19 protein-coding genes are annotated in these 23784 nt (G+C 63.2%); 14 read left to right on the top strand and 5 right to left on the bottom strand.

The features are described 5' to 3' along the window. Nucleotides 1–2 precede the first annotated feature (2 nt). The 12 genes from ACM61V_RS22070 to ACM61V_RS22015 all read left to right on the top strand — a co-directional run bounded on the left by ACM61V_RS22070 (nt 3) and on the right by ACM61V_RS22015 (nt 14945). Nucleotides 3–1619 carry a class I adenylate-forming enzyme family protein gene (locus ACM61V_RS22070; protein ID WP_419714737.1) on the top strand — a complete coding sequence of 539 codons (1617 nt, stop codon included), beginning with the start codon at nt 3–5 and terminating at the stop codon, nt 1617–1619. Between the two features lie 2 nt (nt 1620–1621). Further along, a complete protein-coding gene (locus tag ACM61V_RS22065; RefSeq protein ID WP_419714736.1) occupies nt 1622–3232 on the top strand; it encodes an acyl-CoA carboxylase subunit beta in 1611 nt (536 codons plus the stop codon). Beyond that, nucleotides 3229–4032 carry an enoyl-CoA hydratase/isomerase family protein gene (locus ACM61V_RS22060; protein ID WP_419714735.1) on the top strand — a complete coding sequence of 268 codons (804 nt, stop codon included), beginning with the start codon at nt 3229–3231 and terminating at the stop codon, nt 4030–4032. The genes ACM61V_RS22065 and ACM61V_RS22060 overlap by 4 nt, the downstream gene beginning before the upstream one ends. Further along, on the top strand, nt 4029–5972 hold the full coding sequence (locus ACM61V_RS22055) for a biotin carboxylase N-terminal domain-containing protein (protein ID WP_419714734.1): 1944 nt from the start codon (nt 4029–4031) through the stop codon (nt 5970–5972). Before ACM61V_RS22060 ends, ACM61V_RS22055 begins: the two co-directional genes overlap by 4 nt. Continuing rightward, on the top strand, nt 5969–7807 hold the full coding sequence (locus tag ACM61V_RS22050) for an acyclic terpene utilization AtuA family protein (RefSeq protein ID WP_419714733.1): 1839 nt from the start codon (nt 5969–5971) through the stop codon (nt 7805–7807). The genes ACM61V_RS22055 and ACM61V_RS22050 overlap by 4 nt, the downstream gene beginning before the upstream one ends. Then, nucleotides 7794–8195: a nuclear transport factor 2 family protein gene (locus tag ACM61V_RS22045; protein ID WP_419714732.1), complete on the top strand. Its 402-nt coding sequence runs from the start codon at nt 7794–7796 to the stop codon at nt 8193–8195. The genes ACM61V_RS22050 and ACM61V_RS22045 overlap by 14 nt, the downstream gene beginning before the upstream one ends. Nucleotides 8196–8367: 172 nt before the next feature. Next, nucleotides 8368–9987, top strand: coding sequence for a methylmalonyl-CoA mutase family protein (locus ACM61V_RS22040; protein WP_419714731.1), 1620 nt, complete (start codon nt 8368–8370; stop codon nt 9985–9987). A gap of 13 nt (nt 9988–10000) precedes the next feature. After that, nucleotides 10001–10417 (top strand): cobalamin B12-binding domain-containing protein, encoded by a 417-nt coding sequence (locus ACM61V_RS22035; protein ID WP_419714730.1) that lies wholly within the window; start codon nt 10001–10003, stop codon nt 10415–10417. Further along, the gene (gene meaB / locus ACM61V_RS22030) at nt 10414–11403 is read left to right on the top strand and encodes a methylmalonyl Co-A mutase-associated GTPase MeaB (RefSeq protein ID WP_419714729.1); all 990 of its coding nucleotides are present in this window, start codon (nt 10414–10416) and stop codon (nt 11401–11403) included. The genes ACM61V_RS22035 and meaB overlap by 4 nt, the downstream gene beginning before the upstream one ends. Then, entirely contained in the window at nt 11400–12170 is a 771-nt protein-coding gene (locus ACM61V_RS22025; protein ID WP_419714728.1) for an SDR family NAD(P)-dependent oxidoreductase, read from the top strand. Before meaB ends, ACM61V_RS22025 begins: the two co-directional genes overlap by 4 nt. 131 nt (nt 12171–12301) lie before the next feature. Next, complete coding sequence (gene bktB, locus ACM61V_RS22020) at nt 12302–13489, top strand: beta-ketothiolase BktB (protein ID WP_419714727.1); 1188 nt, start codon at nt 12302–12304, stop codon at nt 13487–13489. Between the two features lie 82 nt (nt 13490–13571). Continuing rightward, nucleotides 13572–14945: a TonB-dependent receptor gene (locus ACM61V_RS22015; protein WP_419714726.1), complete on the top strand. Its 1374-nt coding sequence runs from the start codon at nt 13572–13574 to the stop codon at nt 14943–14945. A gap of 60 nt (nt 14946–15005) precedes the next feature. Here the strand turns inward: ACM61V_RS22015 and ACM61V_RS22010 are convergent, their stop codons facing one another. Together ACM61V_RS22010 and ACM61V_RS22005 are read right to left on the bottom strand one after the other, a co-directional pair. Further along, entirely contained in the window at nt 15006–16340 is a 1335-nt protein-coding gene (locus ACM61V_RS22010; protein ID WP_010339830.1) for a hypothetical protein, read from the bottom strand. Between the two features lie 39 nt (nt 16341–16379). Continuing rightward, on the bottom strand, nt 16380–16949 hold the full coding sequence (locus tag ACM61V_RS22005) for a recombinase family protein (RefSeq protein WP_007015735.1): 570 nt from the start codon (nt 16947–16949) through the stop codon (nt 16380–16382). Nucleotides 16950–17089: 140 nt separating this feature from the next. Here ACM61V_RS22005 and ACM61V_RS22000 point away from each other — a divergent pair, with 140 nt between their 5' ends. Further along, on the top strand, nt 17090–20059 hold the full coding sequence (locus tag ACM61V_RS22000; protein WP_419714725.1) for a Tn3 family transposase: 2970 nt from the start codon (nt 17090–17092) through the stop codon (nt 20057–20059). Between the two features lie 495 nt (nt 20060–20554). Here ACM61V_RS22000 and ACM61V_RS21995 read toward each other — a convergent pair whose 3' ends face one another. Continuing rightward, nucleotides 20555–21484 (bottom strand): replication initiator protein A, encoded by a 930-nt coding sequence (locus ACM61V_RS21995; protein WP_419714724.1) that lies wholly within the window; start codon nt 21482–21484, stop codon nt 20555–20557. 402 nt (nt 21485–21886) lie between these two features. Between ACM61V_RS21995 and ACM61V_RS21990 the strand changes: the two genes are divergently transcribed. Beyond that, on the top strand, nt 21887–22435 hold the full coding sequence (locus ACM61V_RS21990) for a recombinase family protein (protein ID WP_024310630.1): 549 nt from the start codon (nt 21887–21889) through the stop codon (nt 22433–22435). A 26-nt stretch (nt 22436–22461) separates the two neighbouring features. On the opposite strand, the gene ACM61V_RS21985 is transcribed toward ACM61V_RS21990, so the two are convergent. Together ACM61V_RS21985 and ACM61V_RS21980 are read right to left on the bottom strand one after the other, a co-directional pair. Further along, nucleotides 22462–23430, bottom strand: a complete 969-nt coding sequence (locus tag ACM61V_RS21985; RefSeq protein WP_419714723.1) for a GGDEF domain-containing protein — start codon at nt 23428–23430, stop codon at nt 22462–22464. Then, entirely contained in the window at nt 23408–23692 is a 285-nt protein-coding gene (locus ACM61V_RS21980; RefSeq protein ID WP_066782290.1) for a hypothetical protein, read from the bottom strand. The genes ACM61V_RS21985 and ACM61V_RS21980 overlap by 23 nt, the downstream gene beginning before the upstream one ends. Between the last annotated feature and the right edge of the window lie 92 nt (nt 23693–23784).

Genomic DNA, 23784 nt, shown 5'->3' with positions numbered 1-23784 from the left:
TCGTGAACGCTGCTCCCACGTCGTCGGAACCGCGCACTGAAACAAGCGATGGCTCCATCCAGGCCTTGATAGATCGCGGGCTGCAACCTTCTCCCGAGGTCACCGGAGGGGTCGGACGCCTGGCGCTCGGCGACCTGCTTCGACGATCGGCTCGCCGATTTCGCAACAAGGTCGCGATCATAGAGCCGTCGAGGCACATCACGTTCGGCGAGTTGGATGACGCGGCGAACCGCTGCGCCAACATGCTGCTCGCTCAAGGCGCCAAGCCAGGTGATCGGATCGCCACCATCTGCTCCAACAGCATCGACTTTGTCATCGTTATCTTCGGCATCCACAAGGCAGGGCTGGTCTGGGTACCGATCAATCCGCTGCTCGCGGGCGACGACAGGGCGTTCATCCTCAACCACACCGAAGCGTCCGTCGTCATCGCCGATGAAACAGTTGGCCATGTAGTCCCTCAGGGAACCGAGCGGATGCCGGTGGTGCTGACGTTGGGCGCGAGCTTCAATGAACGACTTGCGTCGGCATCCAACCTCGAACCAGATTTGTCGATCCACGAGCGTGATCTGACCATGATCATGTACACGAGTGGCACGACATCCAGACCAAAGGGGGTCATGCACTGCAATCTGGCCGTCTATGCGACGGTCATGTGCAACATCGGCGAGTGGTACGTCACGCGCAGCGACCGCATCCTCATCGTGCTCCCGATGTTCCATGTATCGGCACATTGTCTTTTCACGACGTTCATGGCTGCCGGCGCGACCGTCGTGCTCCATAACGGCTTCGATGCGGGGCGAGTGCTGACGGCGATCGAGGAGCAGAAGGTCAGCTTCTTCGTCGGACTTCCGATGATGTATGCGGCAATGATGGATCATACCGCCTGCGCGGAAACCGATCTCTCGTCGCTCCGCTACTGCATCTACGCCATGGCACCTATGCCCAAGCCACTGCTTCGACGTTTGCTGAGCGACTTCTGTCCCACCTTCGTCCTGTCGTCGGGCCAAACCGAAATGTATCCGAGCACCGCCATGCTGCGGCCGGAACAGCAGCTTTTGAAAGAGGGCAATTATTGGGGCGAGCCCTCCATCGTCAACGACATGGCGATCATGGATGACGATGGCACCCTGCTGCCCCGCGGTGAGGTCGGTGAGATCGTCCATCGTGGCCCGAACGTCATGCTGGGCTATTACAAGGACGAGGCGGCAACCGCTCACTCGCGGCGTTTCGGATGGCACCACACCGGCGACCTGGGCGTCATCGACGATGACGGCCAGCTGCTGTTCGTCGACCGGCTGAAGGACATCATCAAGAGCGGCGGGGAGAACGTCGCCTCGGTCAAGGTCGAGCAGATCCTGCTGCAGCATCCCTCGATCGCCAACGCCGCAGCGATCGGCGTGCCGCATCCCCGTTGGCAGGAAGCGGTCGTCGGCGTCGTCATGCTGAAGCCTGGGTGCTCTGCGGAGGCCGCGGACATTCTCAGCCATTGCCGCCAGGCGCTCGCGCCTCACGAGGTGCCCAAGGCCGTCCAGTTCGTCGACGATCTACCGCTGACCGCGACGTCGAAGCTCCGCAAGGTCGAGCTGCGTGACCGTTTCATCGACCTGTTCGGAGGCTGATCGTGGCGATCATCGACAGCATGGCGATCCCCGACAGCGCGACCTCCGTACAGAACCGGGCGGCACACGTCGGACTGATCGAGTCCTTCCGGGCTCTCGAAGCCAAGGTGCGGGCTACTTCGGCACGAGCGGGCCCCAAGTTCGCCAAGCGGGATCAGTTGCTGCCACGTGACCGCGTGGCGCTGCTCCTCGACCGGGATGCGCCCTTTCTTGAGTTGTCGACGCTCGCCGGGCTCGGGATGCACGACGATGACGGCGTCGAGAATGTCTACGGCGGCGGTGCGATCGTCGGCATCGGGTTCGTGTCGGGGGTGCGCGCGATGGTGTTTGCCAGCGACGCGGGCATCAAGGGCGGCGCCGCTCACCCCATGGGCATCAAGAAGCAGTTGCGTGCGCAGGATATCGCGATCGAGAACAAGCTGCCGTACATTCAGCTGGTCGAGAGCGCTGGCGCGAACCTGAACCTGCAGGCAGAGATGTTTGTCGAGGGCGGCCGCACGTTCGCCAACCTGTCGCGTATGTCCGCGCTCGGTCTGCCGACGATCACGGTCGTTCATGGTTCATCGACCGCGGGGGGCGCCTACCAGGTCGGCCTGTCGGACTATGTCATCATGATCCGTGGCCGCTCCAAGGTCTTTCTTGCCGGTCCGCCGCTCCTCAAGGCGGCAACCGGCGAGATCGCGGTGGACGAGGACCTCGGGGGAGCCGAGCTGCACACGCAGGTGACCGGGGTCGGCGATTACCTCGCCGAAAGCGACGCCGACGCGCTGCGTCAGGCCCGCGAGGTCGTTGCCAAACTGCGTTGGGATCGCAGCGCGCAGACGGCGTCTGCGACCGGTCCCCGGTACGATGGCGAGGAGCTCCTCGGGATCGTATCGCCCGATTACCGCAAGCCCTACGATGTCCGCGAGGTAATTGCCCGCATCGTCGACGACAGCGACTTTACCGAGTTCAAGTTCGGCTACGGCCTGCACACCGTCTGCGGCCATGCCCGTATCGAGGGCCGCGAGATCGGCATCATCGGCAACAACGGGCCGATCGACGCACAAGGCGCCACCAAAGGCGCCCAATTCATCCAGCTCTGCTGCCAGTCTCGTACGCCGCTGCTGTTTCTCCAGAATACCACCGGCTTCATGGTCGGCGTCGAGGCGGAGACGTCCGGCATCGTCAAGCACGGATCAAAGCTCATCCAAGCAGTGACGAATGCGTCCGTGCCGAAGATCACGATCCAGATCGGCGCGAGCTTCGGCGCCGGCGCCTACGCCATGTGCGGCCGCTCCTTCGGACCGCGCTTCATCTTCTCGTGGCCCAACAATCGTCTGTCCGTGATGGGTGGGGAGCAGGCCGCCAAGGTCCTCACCATTGTTGCCGAGGACGGCGCCGCAGCACGCGGTGTCGACCCCGACCATGCCCGTCTGGCGGCGATGTCGGAGCGTCTGATCGCGCAATACGACCGAGAGGGAGAGGCGCTGTTCGCCACGGCCCGGATCTGGGACGACGGCATCATCGACCCACGCGACACGCGTCGGGTCGTCGCCTTTTGTCTGGATACCTGCGTCGAGGGGGACGCGCGCGAGCCCGCGCGCAACAGCTTCGGGATCGCCCGCTTGTGATCGACACCCCGCAAACCTCGGTACTGCGGCTCGAGCGACGCGGTTGCGCGCTGGTCGCCACGATCGACGACCCGACAACGCGCAATGCGATGTCGGACGCGCTCCTCACCGACTTCGAGACGCTGGTAGCGCGCTTCCAGTGTGACGAAGCCGTCCGAGCCCTGGTCCTGCGCGGCAACGATCGTATCTTCTGCGCAGGCGCCGATCTCGGTGGCAAGACGCTGGGGGGGAGCGAGGCCGATCCGCGGCAGGCGACGGTGGCGCTGTCGATCCGTGGCGCCCGAGTGTACGCCGCGTTGAACGCCTTTCCCAAGCCGGTGATCGCAGTGGTGGAAGGCGCCGCGATGGGCGGTGGCATGGGGCTGGCGTCCTGCGCCGACATCGTCCTTGCTGGCCCGAACGCGATATTTGCCTTGTCGGAGGCGCGGCTCGGGCTCGTCGCAGCACAGATCGCACCGTTCGTCGTCGCGCGGCTGGGATTGGCGACCACCCGCCGCTTGGCATTGACGGGCAGCAAGTTGAATGCCGCGCAGGCGGCAGCGGTTGGTCTCGTTGACGAGTTGCTGGCCGACCGCGCAGCACTCGACGAGCGGCTCGACGCCCTTCTCGCTGATGTTCAGGCCTGTGCACCTGCCGCATTGGCAGCGACGAAGTCATTGCTTGACGGCCTGTCCGGGCTGGACCTCGCCACGTTCGCGCAGACCGCAGCCGACGTCTTCGCCGATGCCGTGGCCGGAGAGGGCGCAGAAGGAATCGCGGCGTTCAAACAGAAGAGAGCGCCGGCATGGGCCATCGCATGAGATCGTTCAGCAAGATCCTGATCGCCAATCGGGGTGAGATCGCGTGCCGCGTGATCCGCAGTGCGAAGGCAAAAGGCTACGCAACGGTGGCGGTATTCAGCGACGCCGATGCCGGGGCACGCCACGTTCAGGAAGCCGACGAGGCCTTCCGCCTCGGCGCCGGGCCGTTGCGCGAGTCCTATTTGTCGGCGGAACGGATGCTCGCAGCAGCGCGAGCCACCGGCGCCGATGCACTCCATCCCGGCTACGGCTTCTTCTCGGAGAACGCCGATTTCGCCGAGCAGTGTGCCGCTGCGGGCATCACGTTCATCGGACCGCTGCCGGAATCGGTTCGGGTCATGGGCGACAAGGCGCGCTCGAAGCGCCGGATGATCGATGCCGGCGTGCCGTGCGTCCCGGGGTATGAGGGCGACAATCAGGAAGACGCCCTGTTCGTGCGCGAGGCCGATCGGATCGGCTATCCGGTGATGGTCAAGGCGTCGGCGGGCGGCGGTGGTCGAGGCATGCGCCTGGTCCATGATCGGGACGAGCTGCCGACGGCACTCGGTTCGGCCAGATCGGAGGCGAGGAACGCCTTCGGCGACGATCGCCTGCTCCTCGAACGCGCCGTCGTCGACGCCCGGCACGTCGAGATTCAGGTGTTCGGCGACACGTTCGGATCGGTCGTCCATCTCGGCGAGCGCGACTGTTCGGTCCAACGGCGACACCAGAAGGTAATCGAGGAAGCACCGTCCCCAGCCGTTGATGAGGACCTTCGTCGGCGGATGGGCGAGGCTGCGGTGCGCGCCGCGGCAGCGATCGACTATGTCGGCGCGGGGACCGTCGAGTTTCTGCTCGGACAGGATGGCGAGTTCTACTTCCTGGAGATGAACACCCGACTGCAGGTCGAGCACCCGGTCACCGAATGCGTGACGGGGATCGATCTCGTCGACCTACAGATTGATGTGGCGGCCGGGCTCCCCCTGCCGTTCGTACAGGACGATGTCACTCTCACTGGTCATGCGATGGAGGTGCGGCTCTATGCCGAGGATCCGCGCGACCAGTTCCTGCCGCAAACCGGCGTTGCGACCGTCTGGCAGCCGGCTGCGGGGGAGGGCGTGCGCATCGACCACGGTCTCGTTCCCGGACAGGTCGTAAGCCCGTTCTACGACCCTATGATCGCCAAGATCATTGCAACGGGTGCGAACCGGTCGGAGGCTCTCCGCCGGCTCGTTCGTGCCGTGCGCGAGACCCATTTGCTCGGCGTCGCGACCAATCGGGAGTTCCTGCTCGACGCCCTGTCGGTGCCGGAATTCCGCGAGGGGGGTGCCACGACCGCCTTCATCGGCAAACATTATGGCAGTGGATTCCAGTCGGGCAATGCCGATCCCGCGGCGCTCGTGATCGCCGCCATCCTGGCCGCCGATGCCGGCGGCGCCGGCTGGTCGTCCAATGCGGTGCAGGCCCACCCGCTCACCCTGAGCGTCGACGGCGTGACGACGAGCGTGCGCGTCACCCGGAGCGGGCAACGATGGACGGTCGAGGTCGCAGGCGCGATCAGTTCCGTCGCGATCGTCGAACGCGATGACGTCCATGTCCGCTTCGAGATCGACGGCCTGCAACGCCGTGCGGTGTATCTCCGCGACGTCGATGGGGTCACGGTCGATCTGGACGGCCGGGTCTATCGTTTCGAGGATTTGACTTATCGCGCCACGTCCCGCGCCAGTGCCGGCGGTGACGGCGTGCTGCGGGCACCGATGAGCGGATCGATCACGGCGCTCCATGTCGCCGCAGACCAAGTCGTTGCGCGGGGCGATGCGCTCGCCGTCCTCGAAGCGATGAAGATGGAGCACCAGATCGTTGCTCCGATTTCGGGAACGCTCGCGACGGTCGCGGTGACCGCCGGTCAACAGGTCGGGGCGCGCGACATACTCTTCGTCATCAAGGGAGAGCCGGCATGAGCCGTCGCACGATCAGCATCGGCGGAGCGTCGGGCTTCTGGGGCGACAGCTCGATCGCGCTGCCGCAGTTGCTCCAGCACGACGGGATCAACTATATCTCGTTCGACTATCTCGCCGAGGTCACGATGTCGATCCTGGCGCGCGCGCGCGCCAAGGATGCGGCGCTTGGTTATGCAACCGACTTCGTGGCGCTGGTCGCACGTCATCTGCCGCAGATCGCCGAGCGAGGCGTCAAGCTGATTGCCAATGCCGGCGGGGTGAATCCGATCGCCTGCGCAGAGGCCTTGCGCGAACGGATTGCCGCTGCGGGTTTGAACCTGCGGGTTGGCGTGGTGACGGGCGACGACCTTCTGCCGATGCAGGCTCACTTGCAGGACTGCCGGGAGATGTTCTCCGGCGCCGAGATGCCATCCCGCCTGCTGAGCCTGAACGCCTACTTGGGCGCGGCGCCGATCGCGGCGGCACTGGGTGCAGGCGCCGACATCGTCGTTACGGGACGGTGCGTGGACAGCGCGACCGTGCTTGGCGCGTGCATCCACGAGTTCGGATGGTCGCTCGAGGACTTCGATCGCCTCTCCGGCGGATCCTTGGCAGGGCACATCATCGAGTGCGGTGCTCAGGCCACCGGAGGCCTGTTCACCGATTGGGAAGACGTCAAGGATTGGGCGAACATCGGCTATCCGATCGCAATCATCGATGAAGACGGCGCTTTCGACGTCGTCAAGCCGGCGGGGACGGGGGGCCTCGTCTCGACAGGTACCGTCAGCGAACAGCTGGTCTACGAGATCGGCGATCCGGCGGCCTATCTGCTCCCCGACGTAACGTGCGACTGGCGATCGGTGCAAATCGAACAGGTCGGCGATGACAGGGTCCGCGTCACAGGCGCGCGGGGCAGCGCGCCCCCGCCGACCTACAAGGCGAGTGCGACGTGGCAGGACGGCTACCGTGTCGGCGCGACCTGGACGATCGTCGGTGAGGCCGCTGCGGGGAAAGCGGCCAAGGTCGGCGAGGCGGTGGTGTCACGTGTATCGTCGCTGTTGTCGCAGGCCGGCTCCGCCCCGTTCACCGAGACGTCAATCGAGGTGCTCGGTGCCGAGACCAGCTATGGTGCGGGAAGCCGAGCACTCGGCGCGCGCGAGGTGGTGCTGAAGATCGCCGCCAAGCATGTCGAGCCGAAAGCGCTCGAGCTGCTGGTCCGCGAGTTCACTTCCGCGGGTACGTCGATGGCACCCGGGTTCACCGGCATGGGCGGCAACCGCCCGAAAGTGATGCCGCTCGTACGGCTGTTCTCGATCGCGGTGGACAAGGCGCTGGTCGATGAACACCGCCGTGTCGAAGTTGATGGCCAGAGCGTTGCGATTTCTTCGGCACCGAGCCCGCCGTCGACTTCGACGGAGGCGACCTCGCCGGCACCGGCACCACACGACATCGCCGAGAAGATAGATCTCACCCTCGTGCCGCTGATCGAACTCGCCTGGGGTCGCAGCGGCGACAAGGGCAACCACGCGAACATCGGCATCGTTGCGCGGCGGGCGGAGTATCTGCCGTACATCAGGCGGGAGTTGCAGTCCGACGTCGTAGCGAGGCTATTCGATCACTACGCTCCGGCGGATGTGCAGCGTTTCGACCTGCCGGGCATCGGCGGGCTCAACTTCCTGCTCACCGACGTCCTCGGGGGAGGTGGCATCGCGTCGCTGCGCAACGATCCCCAGGGCAAGGGCTACGCTCAAATCCTCCTCGGCGTAGACATTCCCATGCCGGTCGGCCTGGTTCCTCCCACGAGCCACGCCTCTGCTTCACCTCACGCTATCGGAGCGCAACATGTCGATCGATGAGAACAAGGATGTCGTGCGCCGCTTTCTGGCCAGGTTCGCGAACGGCGATGCCGATGGTTTGATCGGCAGCCTGACCGATGACGCGACATGGTGGATCGGGGGGAAGCCGGCCGAGCTGCCGCAAGCGGGTCAGAAGTCGAAGGAGGGGATCAGCGCTGTCCTGCGCGGCATCGGCACGAAGATTCCCGGCGGCATCGATATGCGCATCCGCGGCATGATCGGCGAGGGCGACAAGGTTGCGGCCGAGGTGGAGGCCCATGGCGAGATCACCAACGGCCGTACCTACAATAACGAGTATCACTTCCTGTTTACCGTCAGGGACGGTCTGATCTCTTCCGTGCGTGAGTACCACGATACCTTGCATCTGAAATCAGTGTTCGCCGCGTAGCGGAGCTTCGTTCATTTGCGGAAGTTTACAGTGTCTGTGCTTGTCGAGCTGATGCGGGAGCCTTTTATTTCCGACATCGTCTCTGCCGAAGCACAATCTTGAGAGAGTACCGACGATGATAGCGGCTGATACGAAGCAGAGTGAAAGCCCCTACGCGCGCTGGCAGCAGACGGTGTCGGCGCGCTACAAGGACCAGTCTTTCGTCGCCCGCAACAGATCGGGGCTCGAGGTGGAGCCAGTGTACGGCGGGCTGGACCGAAAAGGCAGGGACTCGGAGATGCCGGGGCAGTATCCGTACACCCGCGGCATCTATCCGATCCACTACCAGTACCAGCCGTGGATGGACCTTCAGATCATCGGCTTCGGACTTCCTGCGCAGACGCGTGAGCGGATGGATCTGCTGTTGGAACAGGGTGGCTCGAAGGGATATTTCGACCGGGAAGCCTATAACTTCATCTTCGATATGCCTACGTCGATGGGCTATGATCCCGACCACCCCGGCGTGCGCGGCAGCATCGGCGACTGCGGCATTTCGGTCTGCAAGGCGAGCGACTATGAGGTCCTGCTCGCCGGCAAGGACCTCGCGAAGACGACGGTCTCGCTCGTCCTGAACGCCGGTTCGCCGGCCATGCTCGGCCTGTACCTTGCGGCAGCGAAGCGGCGCGGGTTCGCTTTTGACAAGCTCGGCGGCAATCTCACCAACTACATCTGGGATTTCTTCGGGCACAGTGGCGGCACCAACTTCTCGCCGCGCGGCAGCTACCGGCTGATCGCCGACATCGCCGCCTACTGCGCGGAGCACGTCCCGCTCTGGAACCCGCTGACGATCAGCGAGCACAACATCTGCGAGGCCGGTGCCGACAACGTCCAGGCCGTGGCTTACTCGATCGCCGCTATCATCGCGGTGAACGAGGAGTGCGTGAAGCTCGGCATCGAGCCCGACAAGGTCGTACCGCGCTTCGGGTTCCACGTCCGCTACGGCGAGAACTTCTTCGAGGAGGTGGCCAAGACGCGCGCGTTGCGGCGCGTCTACGCCAAGGTCAACAAGGAGCGGTTCGGCTGCACCAAGAGCGGCTCGCTCCAGGCGCGGATCCATGCTCAGACGGCGGGATCGCTGCTGACTGCGCAGCAGCCGCTGAACAACCTCGTCCGCAACGCCTATGGTGCCTTGGCGGCAGTGCTATCCGGCGCCAACGGCATGACCATCAACGCCTATGACGAGGCCTTGGGGCTGCCGACCGAGGAGGCGGTGACGCTCTCGCTCCGCACCAGTCAGATTATCGCCGAGGAGACAGGGGCAGTCCACGTGTCGGACCCATTCGGCGGCTCCTACTACATCGAGTCCCTTACCGACGATATTGAACGCAAGGTCTTCGAGATCGTCGCCGACATCGACGATCGGGGCGGGCTGATTGCCTGCATCGAGTCGGGCTGGATCAAGCAGCAGGTCTCCGCAGCCGCGTATCAGTGGCGCCAAGAGGTGGAGAGCGGCGCGCGGACGATGGTCGGCGTCAACAAGTACACGACAGATGAGCCCGAGCAGTATGCCGTGTTCCAGCCCGATCCGGAGGCAGCGCGGCTCGCGATCGCCGATATCGAGCGGCACCGCCGTGAACGCGACAACGCAGGCTGCACGGAGGCGCTCGAGCGGCTGCGCCATGCGGCCGTCGAGGTCAGCGAAGGCCGGGCCATTGGATCGGTGATGGAGAATTTGGTCGCCGCGGCGGAGGCCGATGCGACCCTCGGCGAGATGCAGGCGGTCCTCCACGAGGTTTTCGGCCGCAACAAGTAGGAAGCTGAACGACATGCAAGACGATGCGTCCAACCCGCGCGTGCTCCTGACGAAGAGCTTCATCGACAGCCACGATCGTGCGATCGCCACGATCGCGCTGGCGCTGAGGGATGCGGCGATGGAGGTCGTGCTGATCGACTACGAGCAGCCCGAGGACGTGGTCACCGTCGCTCTCCAGGAAGACGTCGACATCATCGGCATCAGCTTCATGTCCGGCGGACAGGTGGAGACAACCCAGAAGATCGTCGCCGAGCTTCAGCGGCGCGAGGTTCCGGATCTTCCCGTTGTCGTTGGCGGGGTTATTCGCCCCTTCGATGTCGCGCCTTTGGAAGCCGTGGGCGTCAGGGAGATCTTCCGAGGCGGAGCCCCTCTGGCGGATGTGGTCGCAACCTTTCAACGGCTCGCGCGCGCCTACCGGGAACCGGCTTGACCGGTCTTCGCTCGGAGCGCGATGCGGCGTCGCTGCTGGAGGCAGTCCGGCAGCGAGAACCGCTTGCCATTGCGCGTGCCATCACCGCGATCGAGAACCGCACGGCTATCGGAACCGAGCTCGCCGTCGCGGTGCGTGGTTGCGGTCGTGCCTGTCGAACCGTCGGTGTCACGGGGCCGCCCGGCGCGGGCAAATCGTCCCTGATCAACGCCCTGATGCAGGACCTCCTGACGCGCTACGCTCGCATCGCCGTTATCACGGTCGACCCTTCGAGCCCGATCAGCGGCGGTGCCGTCCTCGGTGACCGGGTCCGGATGGCTGCGCATAGTGCGAACCCGGATGTGTTCATCCGCTCCTTGGCGACGCGAGGGCATCTCGGGGGCGTGACACGCACGACCCGGTCAGTGCTCGACCTACTCGGTGCCGGGGGGATGGAACTCGTCATCGTCGAAACCGTCGGCACCGGACAGTCCGAAGTCGAGGTCGCCGAGCTGACCGAGGTAAAGGTCGTCGTCTGCGCGCCCGGTCTGGGCGACGAGATGCAGGCCATCAAGGCGGGTGTGCTCGAGATCGCCGACCTCCTGGTCGTGAACAAGGCGGATCTGCCGGACGCTGCGCGAACGAGTGCCCATTTGAAAGCGATGCTTCACCACCGCGGCCATGATGAGCGGCGGTCTATCCTCTCTGTCTCTGTCGTCTCCAACGACGGCGTGCGTGCACTCGCCGATGCTATCAGCGGGAGACTGAACGATTGCTCTCCTCAGGCGCAGGCCGCTGCGTTCCAGCCCGCCAGTCCCCGTGCGATGTTGGCGGTCGATGTCGCGGAGGCAGCTGCAGCGCTGGTCCTCGACGCGTCCGACAGTAGGCTTGATGCGATCGTCGAGGATGTGAAGCACGGCAACCTCTCGCGTCACCAAGGCACTCGCGCTGCCATCAGCGTCCTCGCCGAGCTCGCCGGTGACATCCAAGCAAGGAGTCGATCGTGACCACGGACCTATTCTCACTGTCGGGGTGCGTCGCGCTGGTCACGGGCGCCTCGAGCGGGATCGGGCGGGTCCTCGCTCGAGGGCTGGCCGATGCAGGGGCGAAGGTCATTGCCGTGGCACGCAGGTCCGATCGGCTGGGAGATCTCGTCGGTGAGATCGAGCAGTCCGGCGGCTCTGCAATGGCCGCACAGGCGGATGTGACGGACGTGGACAGCATCGAGCGCGCCTTCGATGCCGCAGAGCGCGCCTTCGGCACCGTCGACGTCGTCGTGAGCAACGCCGGTATCACGGACGCACGAAACTTCCTCAAGATCGAACCGGCCGCGCGAGATGCGGTCTTCGACACCAACCTGCGCGGCGTCTGGAACATCGGTCAGATCGCTGCACGACGGCTCGTCGAAGCGAAGCGCACGGGGTCGATCATCAACGTGGCATCGGTCTTGGGACTGGGGGTTCAGCCGGGGCTGGCAAGCTATTGCGCATCGAAGGGCGCAGTGATCCAACTCACCCGTTCCATGGCGATTGACCTCTCCAAGTACGGTATCCGGGTCAATGCGCTGGCCCCCGGCTGGTTCAAGACCGAGCTCAACGAAGAGTTCTTCGATAGCCCGACCGGCATTGAGCGTGTGGCGCAGATGCCTGCCCGTCGCCTCGGCAAGATAGAGGAGCTGATCGGCCCGGTGGTCATGCTGGCAAGCGACGCGGGATCGTTCATGAACGGCACCGTCGTCGTGGTCGACGGTGCCTTGAACGCCCTCATCGCCTGACAGGGCACCTTTCAGGGACGACCTTACCAGCAGGCACCGCCAAGAGCGGAATGATCAACGAAGGGGCCAGGGGCACGGCCCCGGCTGCGCCATGCAGGCGCCGATCCGCCCTGCCATGAGCAATTGAGGGAATGACAATGACCGAAGATATCGTGATTCTGTCCGGGGTCCGCACCGCTGTCGGCAGCTTCGGAGGGGCGCTGAAGGACGTGTCCGCTGCCGAGTTGGCGCGCATATGTATTACAGAGGCGGTCCGCAGCGCGACGATCGCTCCCGAAGACGTCGGCCATGTCGTGCTCGGACAGGTGATCCCGTCCGGACCACAAGATGCCTATTTGGCTCGTGTGGCGGCGGTGAACGCCGGCATACCCGTCCGTGTACCGGCCCTGACGCTCAATCGGCTATGCGGCTCGGGCATCCAAGCGATTGTCTCGGCGGCGCAGATGCTGGCGCTCGGCGAATGCGATATCGCGGTGGCGGGCGGTGCCGAAAGCATGAGCAATGCTCCCCATTATGTGAACGCTGCACGGTTTGGCCAGAAAATGGGCGACATCGCCATGATCGACGGCTTGACCCGCGCGTTGACCGATCCGTTCGAAGACATTCACATGGGCGTCACTGCGGAAAACGTCGCTACGCGCAATGCGATATCGCGCGAGGCGCAGGATGCAGTGGCAGCAGAAAGCCACGGCCGCGCCGTCCGAGCCATCAGCGAGGGGCGGTTCCGGGAGCAGATCGTGCCGGTTGAGGTACGGGGCCGAAAGGGTGTGCAGGTCTTCGACACTGATGAGCATCCGAGGGCGGATGTGTCCGCCGAAGCGCTCGCGCAGCTCCGGCCCGTGTTCCGCAAGGATGGTACGGTAACTGCAGGTAACGCGTCGGGAATCAACGACGGAGCCGCGGCATTGGTGCTGGCGCGGCACAGCGTAGCGAAGGAACGGGGATTATCGGCTCGGGCGCGGGTACTGGCGTGGAGCCACGCCGGTGTCGAGCCATCGCTTATGGGGCTCGGTCCGATCCACGCGGTGCCGGTCGCGCTGCGTCGCGCTGGGCTGATCCTGGAACAGATTGATGTGATCGAGTCGAACGAGGCGTTCGCCGCGCAGGCGTGCGCGGTCGCGCAGGAACTGGGTTTCGACGCCGACCGCACCAACGTCAACGGATCCGGCATCGCCCTGGGGCATCCCGTCGGCGCGACTGGGGCGATCATCACGGTGAAGTTGCTCCATGAATTGGAACGCTCGGGTGGACATTACGGTCTGGCGACGATGTGCATTGGCGGCGGCCAGGGTATCGCCTTGATCGTCGAACGAATCTAGCATCGACCAGAGGCGATGAACCCACGTCGGCGCTGTGCCATTGGGCGTGCTTAATCAGATCCGAATCAAAGCCACTTCATCGATGCCTTCCGCCCAGACCAATTACATTCGAGCGGCTGCCTGCCTGATGCTCCTGCAGGCGGCGCCGGTCGAAGCACAGGAGCAGCGAGCCGGCGCTGAATCCGAACGCAGCGATATCGTCGTCACCGCGCAACGGCGTGAGCAGAACCTGCAGGACGTTCCGATCGCCGTGACGGCGATAACCGCGCAGCGGATCGACGACGAAGCGATACTCAACCTCGACCGGCTCGGTGCCAATGTTCCTAACCTCTATTTGTCTCGCAACTTCGGCACCACTTCCGGTGCACTGGTTTTCCTTCGTGGAGTGGGCGAAGGCGACTCAATCTTCACGAACGATCCGCCGGTCGGCATCTATGTCGACGATGTGATCCTCCCGCGGTCGACCGGCTCCCTGTTCGATCTGATCGACATCGAGCGGATCGAGGTACTGCGTGGGCCGCAGGGCACGCTGTACGGCCGCAACACCAGCGGTGGTGCGATAAAGGTCGTGACTCGGCGGCCAACCATGGACGTGGTGGGGGGCATCGCAGATCTGACGTTCGGCAGCTACCGCCGCATCGACGCGCGAGCGACGGTCAATCTGCCGCTCGGCCGTGATCTCGCGGTCCGCTTGTCGGGCATCTTTCGCAACCAGCGCGGTTGGGGGCGCAACCTGACCAATGGGGCGCGCGTCAATGGACAGGATTTGCAGGGCGGCCGCGCCTCGGTGCTGTGGAAGCCGTCTGCCGCGCTCAGCCTATACGCAACCGCTGACCTAAGCGTTGAACGCTCCACGCCGCGGTTTCCGCAGCGGTTCGTGGCCGATGCTTCAGCGCCCGGTCGGTACACCAACGTGTTCGTGCAGCCTGGCGGAGACATCGACAACTTCCGCTCAGCCGATACCGATCCGCTCAACGACACCACCACCGGGGGAGGCTCGTTGCGGATCGACGTCAAGCCGGGCGGCGTTATGCTGAGCGCGATCACCGGTTATCGGCGCCTGCGGTCGCGTATCGGTTTCGACCAAACCGCCAATCCACCCGGCATGGGCAGCAACGTTATCCTGCTCCAAGACCAACGCCAGCATAGCGTGAGCCAGGAAATCCAGCTCTCCGGAACGGTGCTGAATGGATACGTCGATCTGACCGGCGGGCTGTACTACTTCAACGAACATAACGACCAGCTGACAGCCGTCAGCTTCGCCACACCAATCGGGTCGGCGGAAGCCCGCTTCCGCAACGGCGACTTCTTCAATGCGCCGTCACGCGCCGCCGGCACGACCGGCAATTGGTCACCATATCGCCCCGCGCTCGACACCGACAGCTATTCCGCGTTCGCCTCTGCAACCGGGCGCATCGGGACGCGCGCCAGCCTCACCGCAGGATTGAGGGCATAGCGTGGGAGGTACGCCAAGCAACGCTAAGGACGAACAATACCGGAACGGCGTGCAAGGGCATCACCTGCGGAGGCCGATGATGCCCAGCTCTTGCCACATCCACGTAAAATCATAGGTAGCCATTGGCTCGCCGACCCCGGATTTTGCTGCGCCATTCTCTATATATTTGAGCCAGTCGGCCACTTTCGCCCGGCCAGCCTTCGTGCGGGCCAGAGCGCGCGGCGTCTTGTTGCCAAGGGCAGGCACCGCTTCATCAAGCGTTTTGGTATATTCGCGTGTCAGCATATCATGAACGATGCGCTCCATTTCGTCCGGCGGGATATCGAGCGGCTCTTCCTGCGGAGCGCGGGCGGCGTCATCAGCCATGAACTGGGCCAGAGTCCGGATTTCGGTCATAGGTGTGCTCACGCAATCACCAAGCCATTCGCCCATTTGCGCAATCGCTTTCTCCGCACGGGCGGCACTATTGACCTCAACGATCAGTTTGCGTCCCGCCAACTCGACATTGGCGAAGACGGGTGTGCCGTCCTCCATGGTCGTCACAAAAGCCTGCCCGCCTTTGGCCGTTCGTGGTTTTCTCTCCTTCGTCACCGGCACCAGCCAGTTCCAGAATGTGTCGCTGGCAGGCTCCAGCCATTGTGCCGCGTTCAGCCTGCGAACCACGCTCTTGCCGATCACGCCCTTGGCCAGGGGGAAGACGATGCGGTGGAACACAAGATCATCGCCATCGGCGTTGACCATATCCGGCATGGTGCCAGGCATGGCTTTGCCCAGACAATCGAGCAGCCACATGTTCGTGAACATCGGGCCTGATGCCCGTAAAATAGCATCCCGGTCGGTCTGGTTTAGTTCGGAGGTGTCCTTTGCATCGTCCGCAAGCCGGCCAAACGCGTCGATCAGTTGTAGGGCGCCATCAGCGCTGAACGGCAACAGCGCGCCCGAGATGCCATGGCGACCGTTCACATCGACAACCCGTGCAGCGATCTTGTCCCAGTTGACGAGGGTCTGTGTCGCGCCGTGTTCGCGGACCGTGACTGGCGCAACATCCCGCAACAGATCACGCAAGGTCATCGACTGACCGGGGACGACCTCGCTAACCTCATAGAGCGACATCATCGTATCCCGCAGCGCGCGCATATAGGCCTTGTTCGGCGCCTTCTCGTTCCAGCCTCGGCGCTTGAGATAGTCATCGACCAGATTGCGACCGTCAGGTTCCAGTTCCTGTGTCAGCAGATCTTCAAAGGCGCAGCCCCATAGCGGCCCTTGCCAATGATCACCGATGATCTCGAATATGGCGTCGGGTTCGAGGCCGGTCGCTTCACATGCCGGACCGAGATGCGCGGACAGCATTTCATCCATCGCCTCGTCCCACGGAGCACGATCCGCATATTTCATCAGCCCGGACAGATCGTGAGCAGATTTCAATCTGGACATTCAGGCAGGCCTTTCCACGCCAAGGCGGCGCATTTCGCGATAGATGGTGGATCTGCCGATGCCGAGTTGCCGTGCTGCCTCTGTCGGCGAGATACGGGCTTCGACCAGTTTGATGGCCGCATCCACCTTGGACATGTCGAGCGGCTGACGGCCAGGCTGCTTGCCCTTGGCGCGTGCAGCGGCGATCCCATCGCGGGTCCGCTCAGAGATTAGCCGCCGCTCGAAATGGGCGATAGCTCCGAACACATGGAAGATGAGTTCGCCGGCGGCCGACGAGGTGTCGATTTTTTCCTCAAGACTCAGGAGGGCGATGCCTTGGCTGCGCAAAGTTTCGACTGTGGCGAGCAGTTCAGTCAGCGAACGCCCAAGCCGATCGAGGCGGACCACGGCGAGCGTGTCACCCTTGCGGGCATAGGCGATCAGTTCGGCCAGTCCAGGCCGCTCCATGCTTTTTCCCGATATTACATCGGTGAACACCTTGATGGCGCCGGCATTCTCCAGTCGCATGGTCTGGCCCGCCACATCCTGATCGCCGGTGCTGACGCGGGCGTAGCCCAGAATGCCGCCCATCTATCGTGTCTCCCAAACGGTCGTTCTGTGGACGCTATGGAGGGCAGCCGCTGCGCCCCACCCATATCCGTCCACATACTATGTCTCTTTACTCCTCGCTGTCCATAGGCCCAGATGACCTTTTGTGGACAGGAAACGGCATGACGAAGCGCAAGCATCAACTCCTGACCGAGAGCGAACGCGATCAGATACTCGCCATCCCGACCGATCGCGACCATTTGGCCCGGCTCTATACCTTCGAGCCTTCCGATATCGAGATCATCGGCGCGCGACGGGAGCGACGGAACCAGTTGGGCGTGGCGCTGCAACTCGCGCTCCTGCGGCACCCGGGCATCACGCTTGCGCAGTTGATACAGGACAGGGGAGCAATACCCCATGATCTCGCCGCTTTCGTCGCGGAGCAACTTGGTCTGCACGTAACCGAGCTGGCCAACTATGCGGCGCGGGATCAGACAATGACGGATCATGCCCGTGAGCTGGCGGCGCGTTTGGGGCTTCGGGGGCCAACCCGGGCCGATATTCCCTTCATGGTCGAGGCGGCCGCGAGAACGGCATGGGCGACCGACAAGGGGATGACGATTGCGATGGGCGTGGTCACCGCCCTGCGCGAGGCCCGGATTTTGCTGCCGTCCATCTCCACCATCGAACGCGCCAGCAGCGCGGGACGTGCCCGCGCGCGCAAGCAGGCCGCCCACGCCCTGATCGCCGATCTCAGCGCCGAACAGGTCCAGGCCCTCGATCAGCTCTTCGACGCCGCCGGCGGCATGAGCCATCTCGCCTTGCTTAAGACCATCCCCGTCGCGGCCAAGCCCGATCACGTCCGCCAGATCCTCGACCGTCTGAGGCAGGTGCGGAAGATCGGCATTTCCCCCGACGTCGCGGGCCGCATCCACGCGGACCGATTTCGGCAATATGTCAGGGAAGGCCGTGCGTCGCCTGCCTATATGATCGAGCGCTATATTCCCTCCCGGCGACGCGCCACGCTCGTTGCCTTCCTGCTCGATCTTGAAGAACGGCTGACGGACAGCGCCCTGGAGATGGCGGACAAGCTGATCGGCGGCATCTTCACCCGCGCGAAGAACGCCCAGGCGCGCAGCTATGCCGCCACGTCGAAGAACGTGGCCCGGCTGATGCTGATCTTCCGCAGGACGATCGACGCGCTCACCGATGCAGTCGATACTGGCGAAGATCCTATGGAGGTCCTGGATGCCTCAGTAGGATGGCACACCCTCCTGAAGGCCAGACCGGAAGTGGCGACGATCGCGGAAACCGCCAATCTTGATCCGCTGAGGGTCGCGGCCGACCGCTATGCGACGTTGCGCAAGTTCGCCCCTGATCTGCTTGAAGCGCTGCAGTTCAGGGCCGGAAAGGGCAGCGCGAAAACGATTGCCGCTATCGAGATGCTGCGCGACCTCAATAGGTCGGGCAAGCGCGATCTGCCTGCCGACGCTCCGATGCCCTTCCGCAAGGAATGGCAGAAAATCGTCATGGGCGATGACGGCAAGATCAATCGGCGGCTCTGGGAAATCGCGACTATCGCGCATCTGCGCAACAAGCTGCGCTCCGGTGATGTCTGGGTGGAACGATCGACGGGATACCGCCAGTTCGACAGCTACCTGCTAAGCGAACCGAAGGCCAAGCCGATCGTGTCGGCTCTTGGTCTGCCACCCACAGCCGGCGAATGGCTCGAACAGCGGGGCCGCGAACTGGACTGGCGGCTGAAGAAATTCGCCCGGAGCCTGAAGCGCGACGCTCTGGAGGGTGTGCGATACCGCGACGGCCGCCTCCAGATATCCCCCGTTCGCACGATCGCAACGCCCGACGCCGAAGCCCTGGCCGACCGGCTCGATGCGATGATGCCACGCATCCGTATCACCGAACTGCTACATGAGGTGGCGCAGGAAACTGGCTTTCTTTCGGCGTTCACCAACCTGCGCACCGGCGAGCTATGTCCCAATGAAAATGCGCTGCTCGCCACGATCCTCGCCGACGCCACCAATCTCGGCCTGTCGCGCATGGCCGCCGCGAGCCAGGGCGTCACGCGCGATCAACTCCTATGGACCCATGACGCCTATATCCGCGACGAGAGCTACCGCGCGGCGCTCGCCGTCCTCATCAACGCGCACCACCGCCTGCCATTCTCGCGGGTATGGGGCGACGGCACAACGTCCAGTTCCGATGGTCAGTTCTTCAGGGGCGCGAAGCGCGGCGCATCGGGCGGCGACATCAACGCCCGCTATGGCGTCGATCATGGCTTCAGCTTCTACACCCATGTTTCCGATCAGCGCCGGCCCTACCACGTCAATGTGATCTCGGCCGCCACGCATGAAGCGCCCTATGTCCTCGACGGCCTCATCAGCCATGGCACCGATCTCAGGATCGTCGAGCATTACACCGACACCGGCGGAGCGACCGATCATGTCTTCGCCCTGTGCGCGATGCTGGGATTTCGCTTCTGCCCGCGCCTGCGCGACTTTCCGGACAGGCGGCTTGCGCCGATCGCGCCGGTTTCGGCCTATCCGTCCATCGCCCCGTTGTTGGGCAAGCGTATCCGCACCGACATCATCAATGAACAATGGGACGACGTGCTGCGCCTCGTGGGGTCGATCAAGGCTGGCCACGTCGCGCCGTCGGTCATGCTGCGAAAGCTCGCCGCCTACGAACGGCAGAACCAGCTCGACGTCGCACTACAGGAGATCGGCAAGATCGAACGGACCCTGTTCATGCTGGACTGGCTTGAAAATCCCGATCTGCGCCGGCGATGCCATGCCGGCCTTAACAACAGCGAGCAGCGCCATGCCCTGACGCAAGCGATCTACACCTTCCGCCAGGGCCGCATCATCGACCGCAGCCATGAAGCTCAACAATATCGGGCATCAGGCCTCAACCTAGTCATCGCGGCGATCGTCTATTGGAACACGATCTACATGGCCGACGCCGCCCAGCATCTGCGATCGGCAGCGGCCCCGGTCCCCGATGATCTGCTTGTCCATACGTCGCCGGTTGGCTGGGAGCATATTGCCTTTTCCGGCGATTTCCTCTGGGATCGAGCCGCCGCTTCCGCTGGCCGCAAGGCCCTCAATCTTCCGCCGGACAGCCGCGCCGCCTAAGCGTTCCTCGGTTGTTCTCCCTTAGCGTTGTTTAGCGTACCTTCCACGCTATGCCCTCGTCTGGGTGTAGGTCATCGTCCGTCCCCTCGGATGGAGGGACCGTCAGCAGGCAAAACTCGTGCGTGGCGCGAAGCGCGCTCCCTTGAACCGGGGATCGGGATCGGCTAGATGGAGGGTCTTGTGGGAGACCGGTCAGCGTTTGCAGACGCTGCCACCTATCGGTTCCAGGGTGCCCGGCCTTCGTGCCGGGCATTCGTTTATGTGGTCACGGTCGCTATCCTGATCTCGCCGATCATTAGAAATCGGTGAACATACCCTGCGATATTTTCAGAGCGCCGGAAACTGCGAAGGTTTGTGGTTTCGATGACATCAAAGCCGAAATATCTGTGGTTTCGGTGACATCGAGGTCTGAAAACCTGAGGTTTCAATGACAACCTTCCTCAGATCCGGTTCTAAACTCTGTGTGGGGATCTTCGCTGGCCGTCGATGATTCGCCTACGCGGCATCTGATTCGCGTTGGCTGATCGGGACCGGCACTATGGTGATCCGATCATCGGCAACGGGCATCCGAGCGCCTGGTTGTTCCTCGACGTACAATGTAAATCCCGGTATGGCATTCTGCTCGGCCGCGTCTTTCAGAAGGCGCTTAAAGCTCCGGCAGGGGCTTTGATATCCAGTCTGTAGCCGTAGATCGCCGAGCGTTAGTGATACAGGGCCGTCAATGCATGATGCAGACGCTACCTCATAGAGGCGACGATTGACGGGACTTAGCTGGAAGTAGGCCGGTGCATACTTCAATATGTCCCGGTCCTTCATGATGGCCCGATGTAGCCAATCGCAAAGGCGAACTCTGACGGCCTTCAGGCGGCGAGTCCCGTCCTTTGATTTAGAGTATTTCAGTTGGACATTTTCGACCCACGAGAAAAAGCCTGCGACTCCCTCACCACCGGTCTCGATGTCGGTCTTGATCTGAGTACTCTGCAAGCGCTCGAGTGACTCGAACAATCGATTATATGCTTTGGCTGATACGGGCGTGCCAGTGACTCTGAACAGGTCATGGCCCGTGAATTGGAAATCCTGACCTACGGCTCCTCCTTCCTCTAGACGGCTAGCCATAAGGCTGGCGATGTAGAGTAGGACCTCTTTGTCATAGATTGTTGCTACGCCCCGATGCCCGGGATTTACTTCGATCGTCACATTGTTGGCAGTGTATCGTAATTGGGTCATCCAGGCGTTCTTACTCAATGCGAAAAATGGATACGCCATGAGGGAGCGCTCGCCACGAACACCGCCGCGAAGGGGACTATCCAGTGAAAACAAATCACCCTGGACTGGCGTGTGGGGTGCTTCTGCCAAGCCCTTTTGGCTGACCTCTGAAGCCCGTTTACCACTAGACGATATCCGTTTGACGACAGCCTTAGCCATTTGCCGCACGTTCCCGTCGATAGCGCGGAAAGCCGGATGATGTCATCGAAACCACAAACGGTTTGATCAAGGTTGCGGACATGGGTCGCTCATCCGACACTGGCCGTCGGCGGATGTCATCGAAACCACAGATAGCTGTCCTCTGCCCCCCCCATTCAAGGAGGGTGAACCCGGTATCGGCACCGTCGATCTGTGGTTTCGATGACATCCCGTGAGCGGAAAATGCCGCTGGAGAGATTCTTGTGAACCATCTGATTTGCGACGCCCTCATGGGAATACCGCCGTCCGTGAACGCGATCGGCCGATCCCGTTGGGAGTTGGCAAAAATGCGCACTTCTCAAAACCCATTTCCGTTAGTAACTCAGCGACAGGGCCGTTGTCGATGAGTTTCGGGAAAATTGCATGTTGATCGGTTATGCGCGGGTGTCGACGGCCGACCAGGATCTGACGCCCCAGATCGAGGCATTGAAGCAAGCCGGCTGCGAGCGGCTCTATTCCGACAAGGCCAGCGGGGCAAAAGTGAACCGGCCTGGCCTGGCCGAAGCGATCGCCTATGCGCGATCGGGGGACGTGCTGGTCGTATGGAAGCTGGACCGCCTCGGCCGCACCATGAAGGGACTGGTCGATCTGTCGGCCGACCTCGACGAGAAGGGGATCGGGCTGCGCTCGATCACCGATGGGATCGACACTTCGGGAACGGCGGGACGGCTCGTCTTCAACATTTTGGCGGCAATGGCACAGATGGAACGCGAGCTGGTCCGTGAGCGGACCACTGCTGCCTTGGCCGTTGCACGGCGCAAGGGCCGCTTCGGGGGGCGAAAGACGATGATGACCGAAGAACGCCGGAACGCGGCGACAAAGCTGCTCAAAACCGAGATGTCGTCCCGCGAGATCGCGCGCGCGATCGGCGTCTCGATCTCGACTTTTTACAGGCATTTCCCCGCGCGATAGGTTGCGGTGCCGGCGAGCATCAGATTTCACGGGAATGGGCGCGCAGCTGGCTGCTCAAGAATAACCCGGTTGCCCGAGGCATTCGAAGCTCGGGCCAGCGCATCGGCAGCGTCTGCGATCAGATCCTCTGAGACAGCGTTGGGGGCGAGTACGAGCCCCGCCGAGCATGTCACCTCGCCGATCGGCGTCTCATTCTCGACGCGTTGCAGCTTTCGCCTCGAGAATGCCTTGCGGGCTGCGTTCAGCATATCGCGGGCGGCTTCGTGGTCGCAGTTGTCGAACACGATGGCGATCCGCTTTGCCTCCCAGCGGCCGACCCGGTGCGGCATGCAATGATCCCGCAATGTCTGGCCCAGCGCGCGCAGGACCCGCTCGACGACGCCGATCCCATGAGTCGCCCCGATCGAGGTGACTTGATCGAGCGCAACCAGCGCAAGAAGGGTAGGGCCTTCCCGCCCGAGTGCAGCGGTGAGCACCGACTCGATCGCGATGCGGTTGAGGAGCGAGGTAGCAGGATCGATGTCAGTATCGACGCCCAGCGAGCGTAGGCGCTCGCGGACTAGGGCCGTCTGAAGGCTCATCTGCTTCAACCGCTCTTCGGCGCGCTCTGCCTGGGCGGTCATGCGCGCGACCGCGCTATGGATGCTTCCGTCGGCGGAGACCAGCTCGGCCGCGGTCAGCGTCAGGGTCTTCACGAAGGCATTTGCCTCCTGGGCAGTTGCACCGATGATGTGCATGACCTCTGTTGAGAGCTCGCCGATCGTCGTCGCGGTGCCATGGAGATCCGCTGGTGCCGAAATCGCTCGCACGTCTTCCTGTCGGAGGCGATAACCGCCGTCGATCAGATTGGCGACGGCCATGAAATGGGCCTCGTCAGCACCTTCGAAATAGGTGTGAGCGAAGCCGTAATTCTCGGGGCTGTGCGGCAGTCGATGCTCGTCGAGAAAATCGACAATGGCATGACCCGACTCGTCAGCTGGTGGCCTTTGCCGCATGTCCGTGGTCCGCTGTCTCGTGGTTTGAAGCCTCGGGTTCGGCCAGCGATGGTGGCGAACGGAAGCCCTCTGGCCCTAGAAATTCGTATTTGAGATATCGATCGGAGTCGATGCGCTCGAAAACCGCGTTGATGACAGCTTCCCTGGAGCCGAGGCCCAGACGATCCTGAAGTCGCTCTGCGATCGCTAATGCTACGGGCGACAGCGCCACGGTCGACCGCCGGTACCCCGCATTGTCTTCCCGCTCCTTTTTCAGGCGCATGGACCGCGTGCTTTTTTTGATCTCGGATGGGTCGCTGGGCATAAGCAAGCGTCATTCTGCCACTCGGACGCTTAGCGCAAGGTGATGTGACG

The sequence above is a fragment of the Sphingomonas sp. TX0543 genome (assembly GCF_048565505.1).
In the GTDB taxonomy this organism is placed as follows: domain Bacteria; phylum Pseudomonadota; class Alphaproteobacteria; order Sphingomonadales; family Sphingomonadaceae; genus Sphingomonas.
This window is presented reverse-complemented; position numbering and strand designations above follow the sequence as displayed.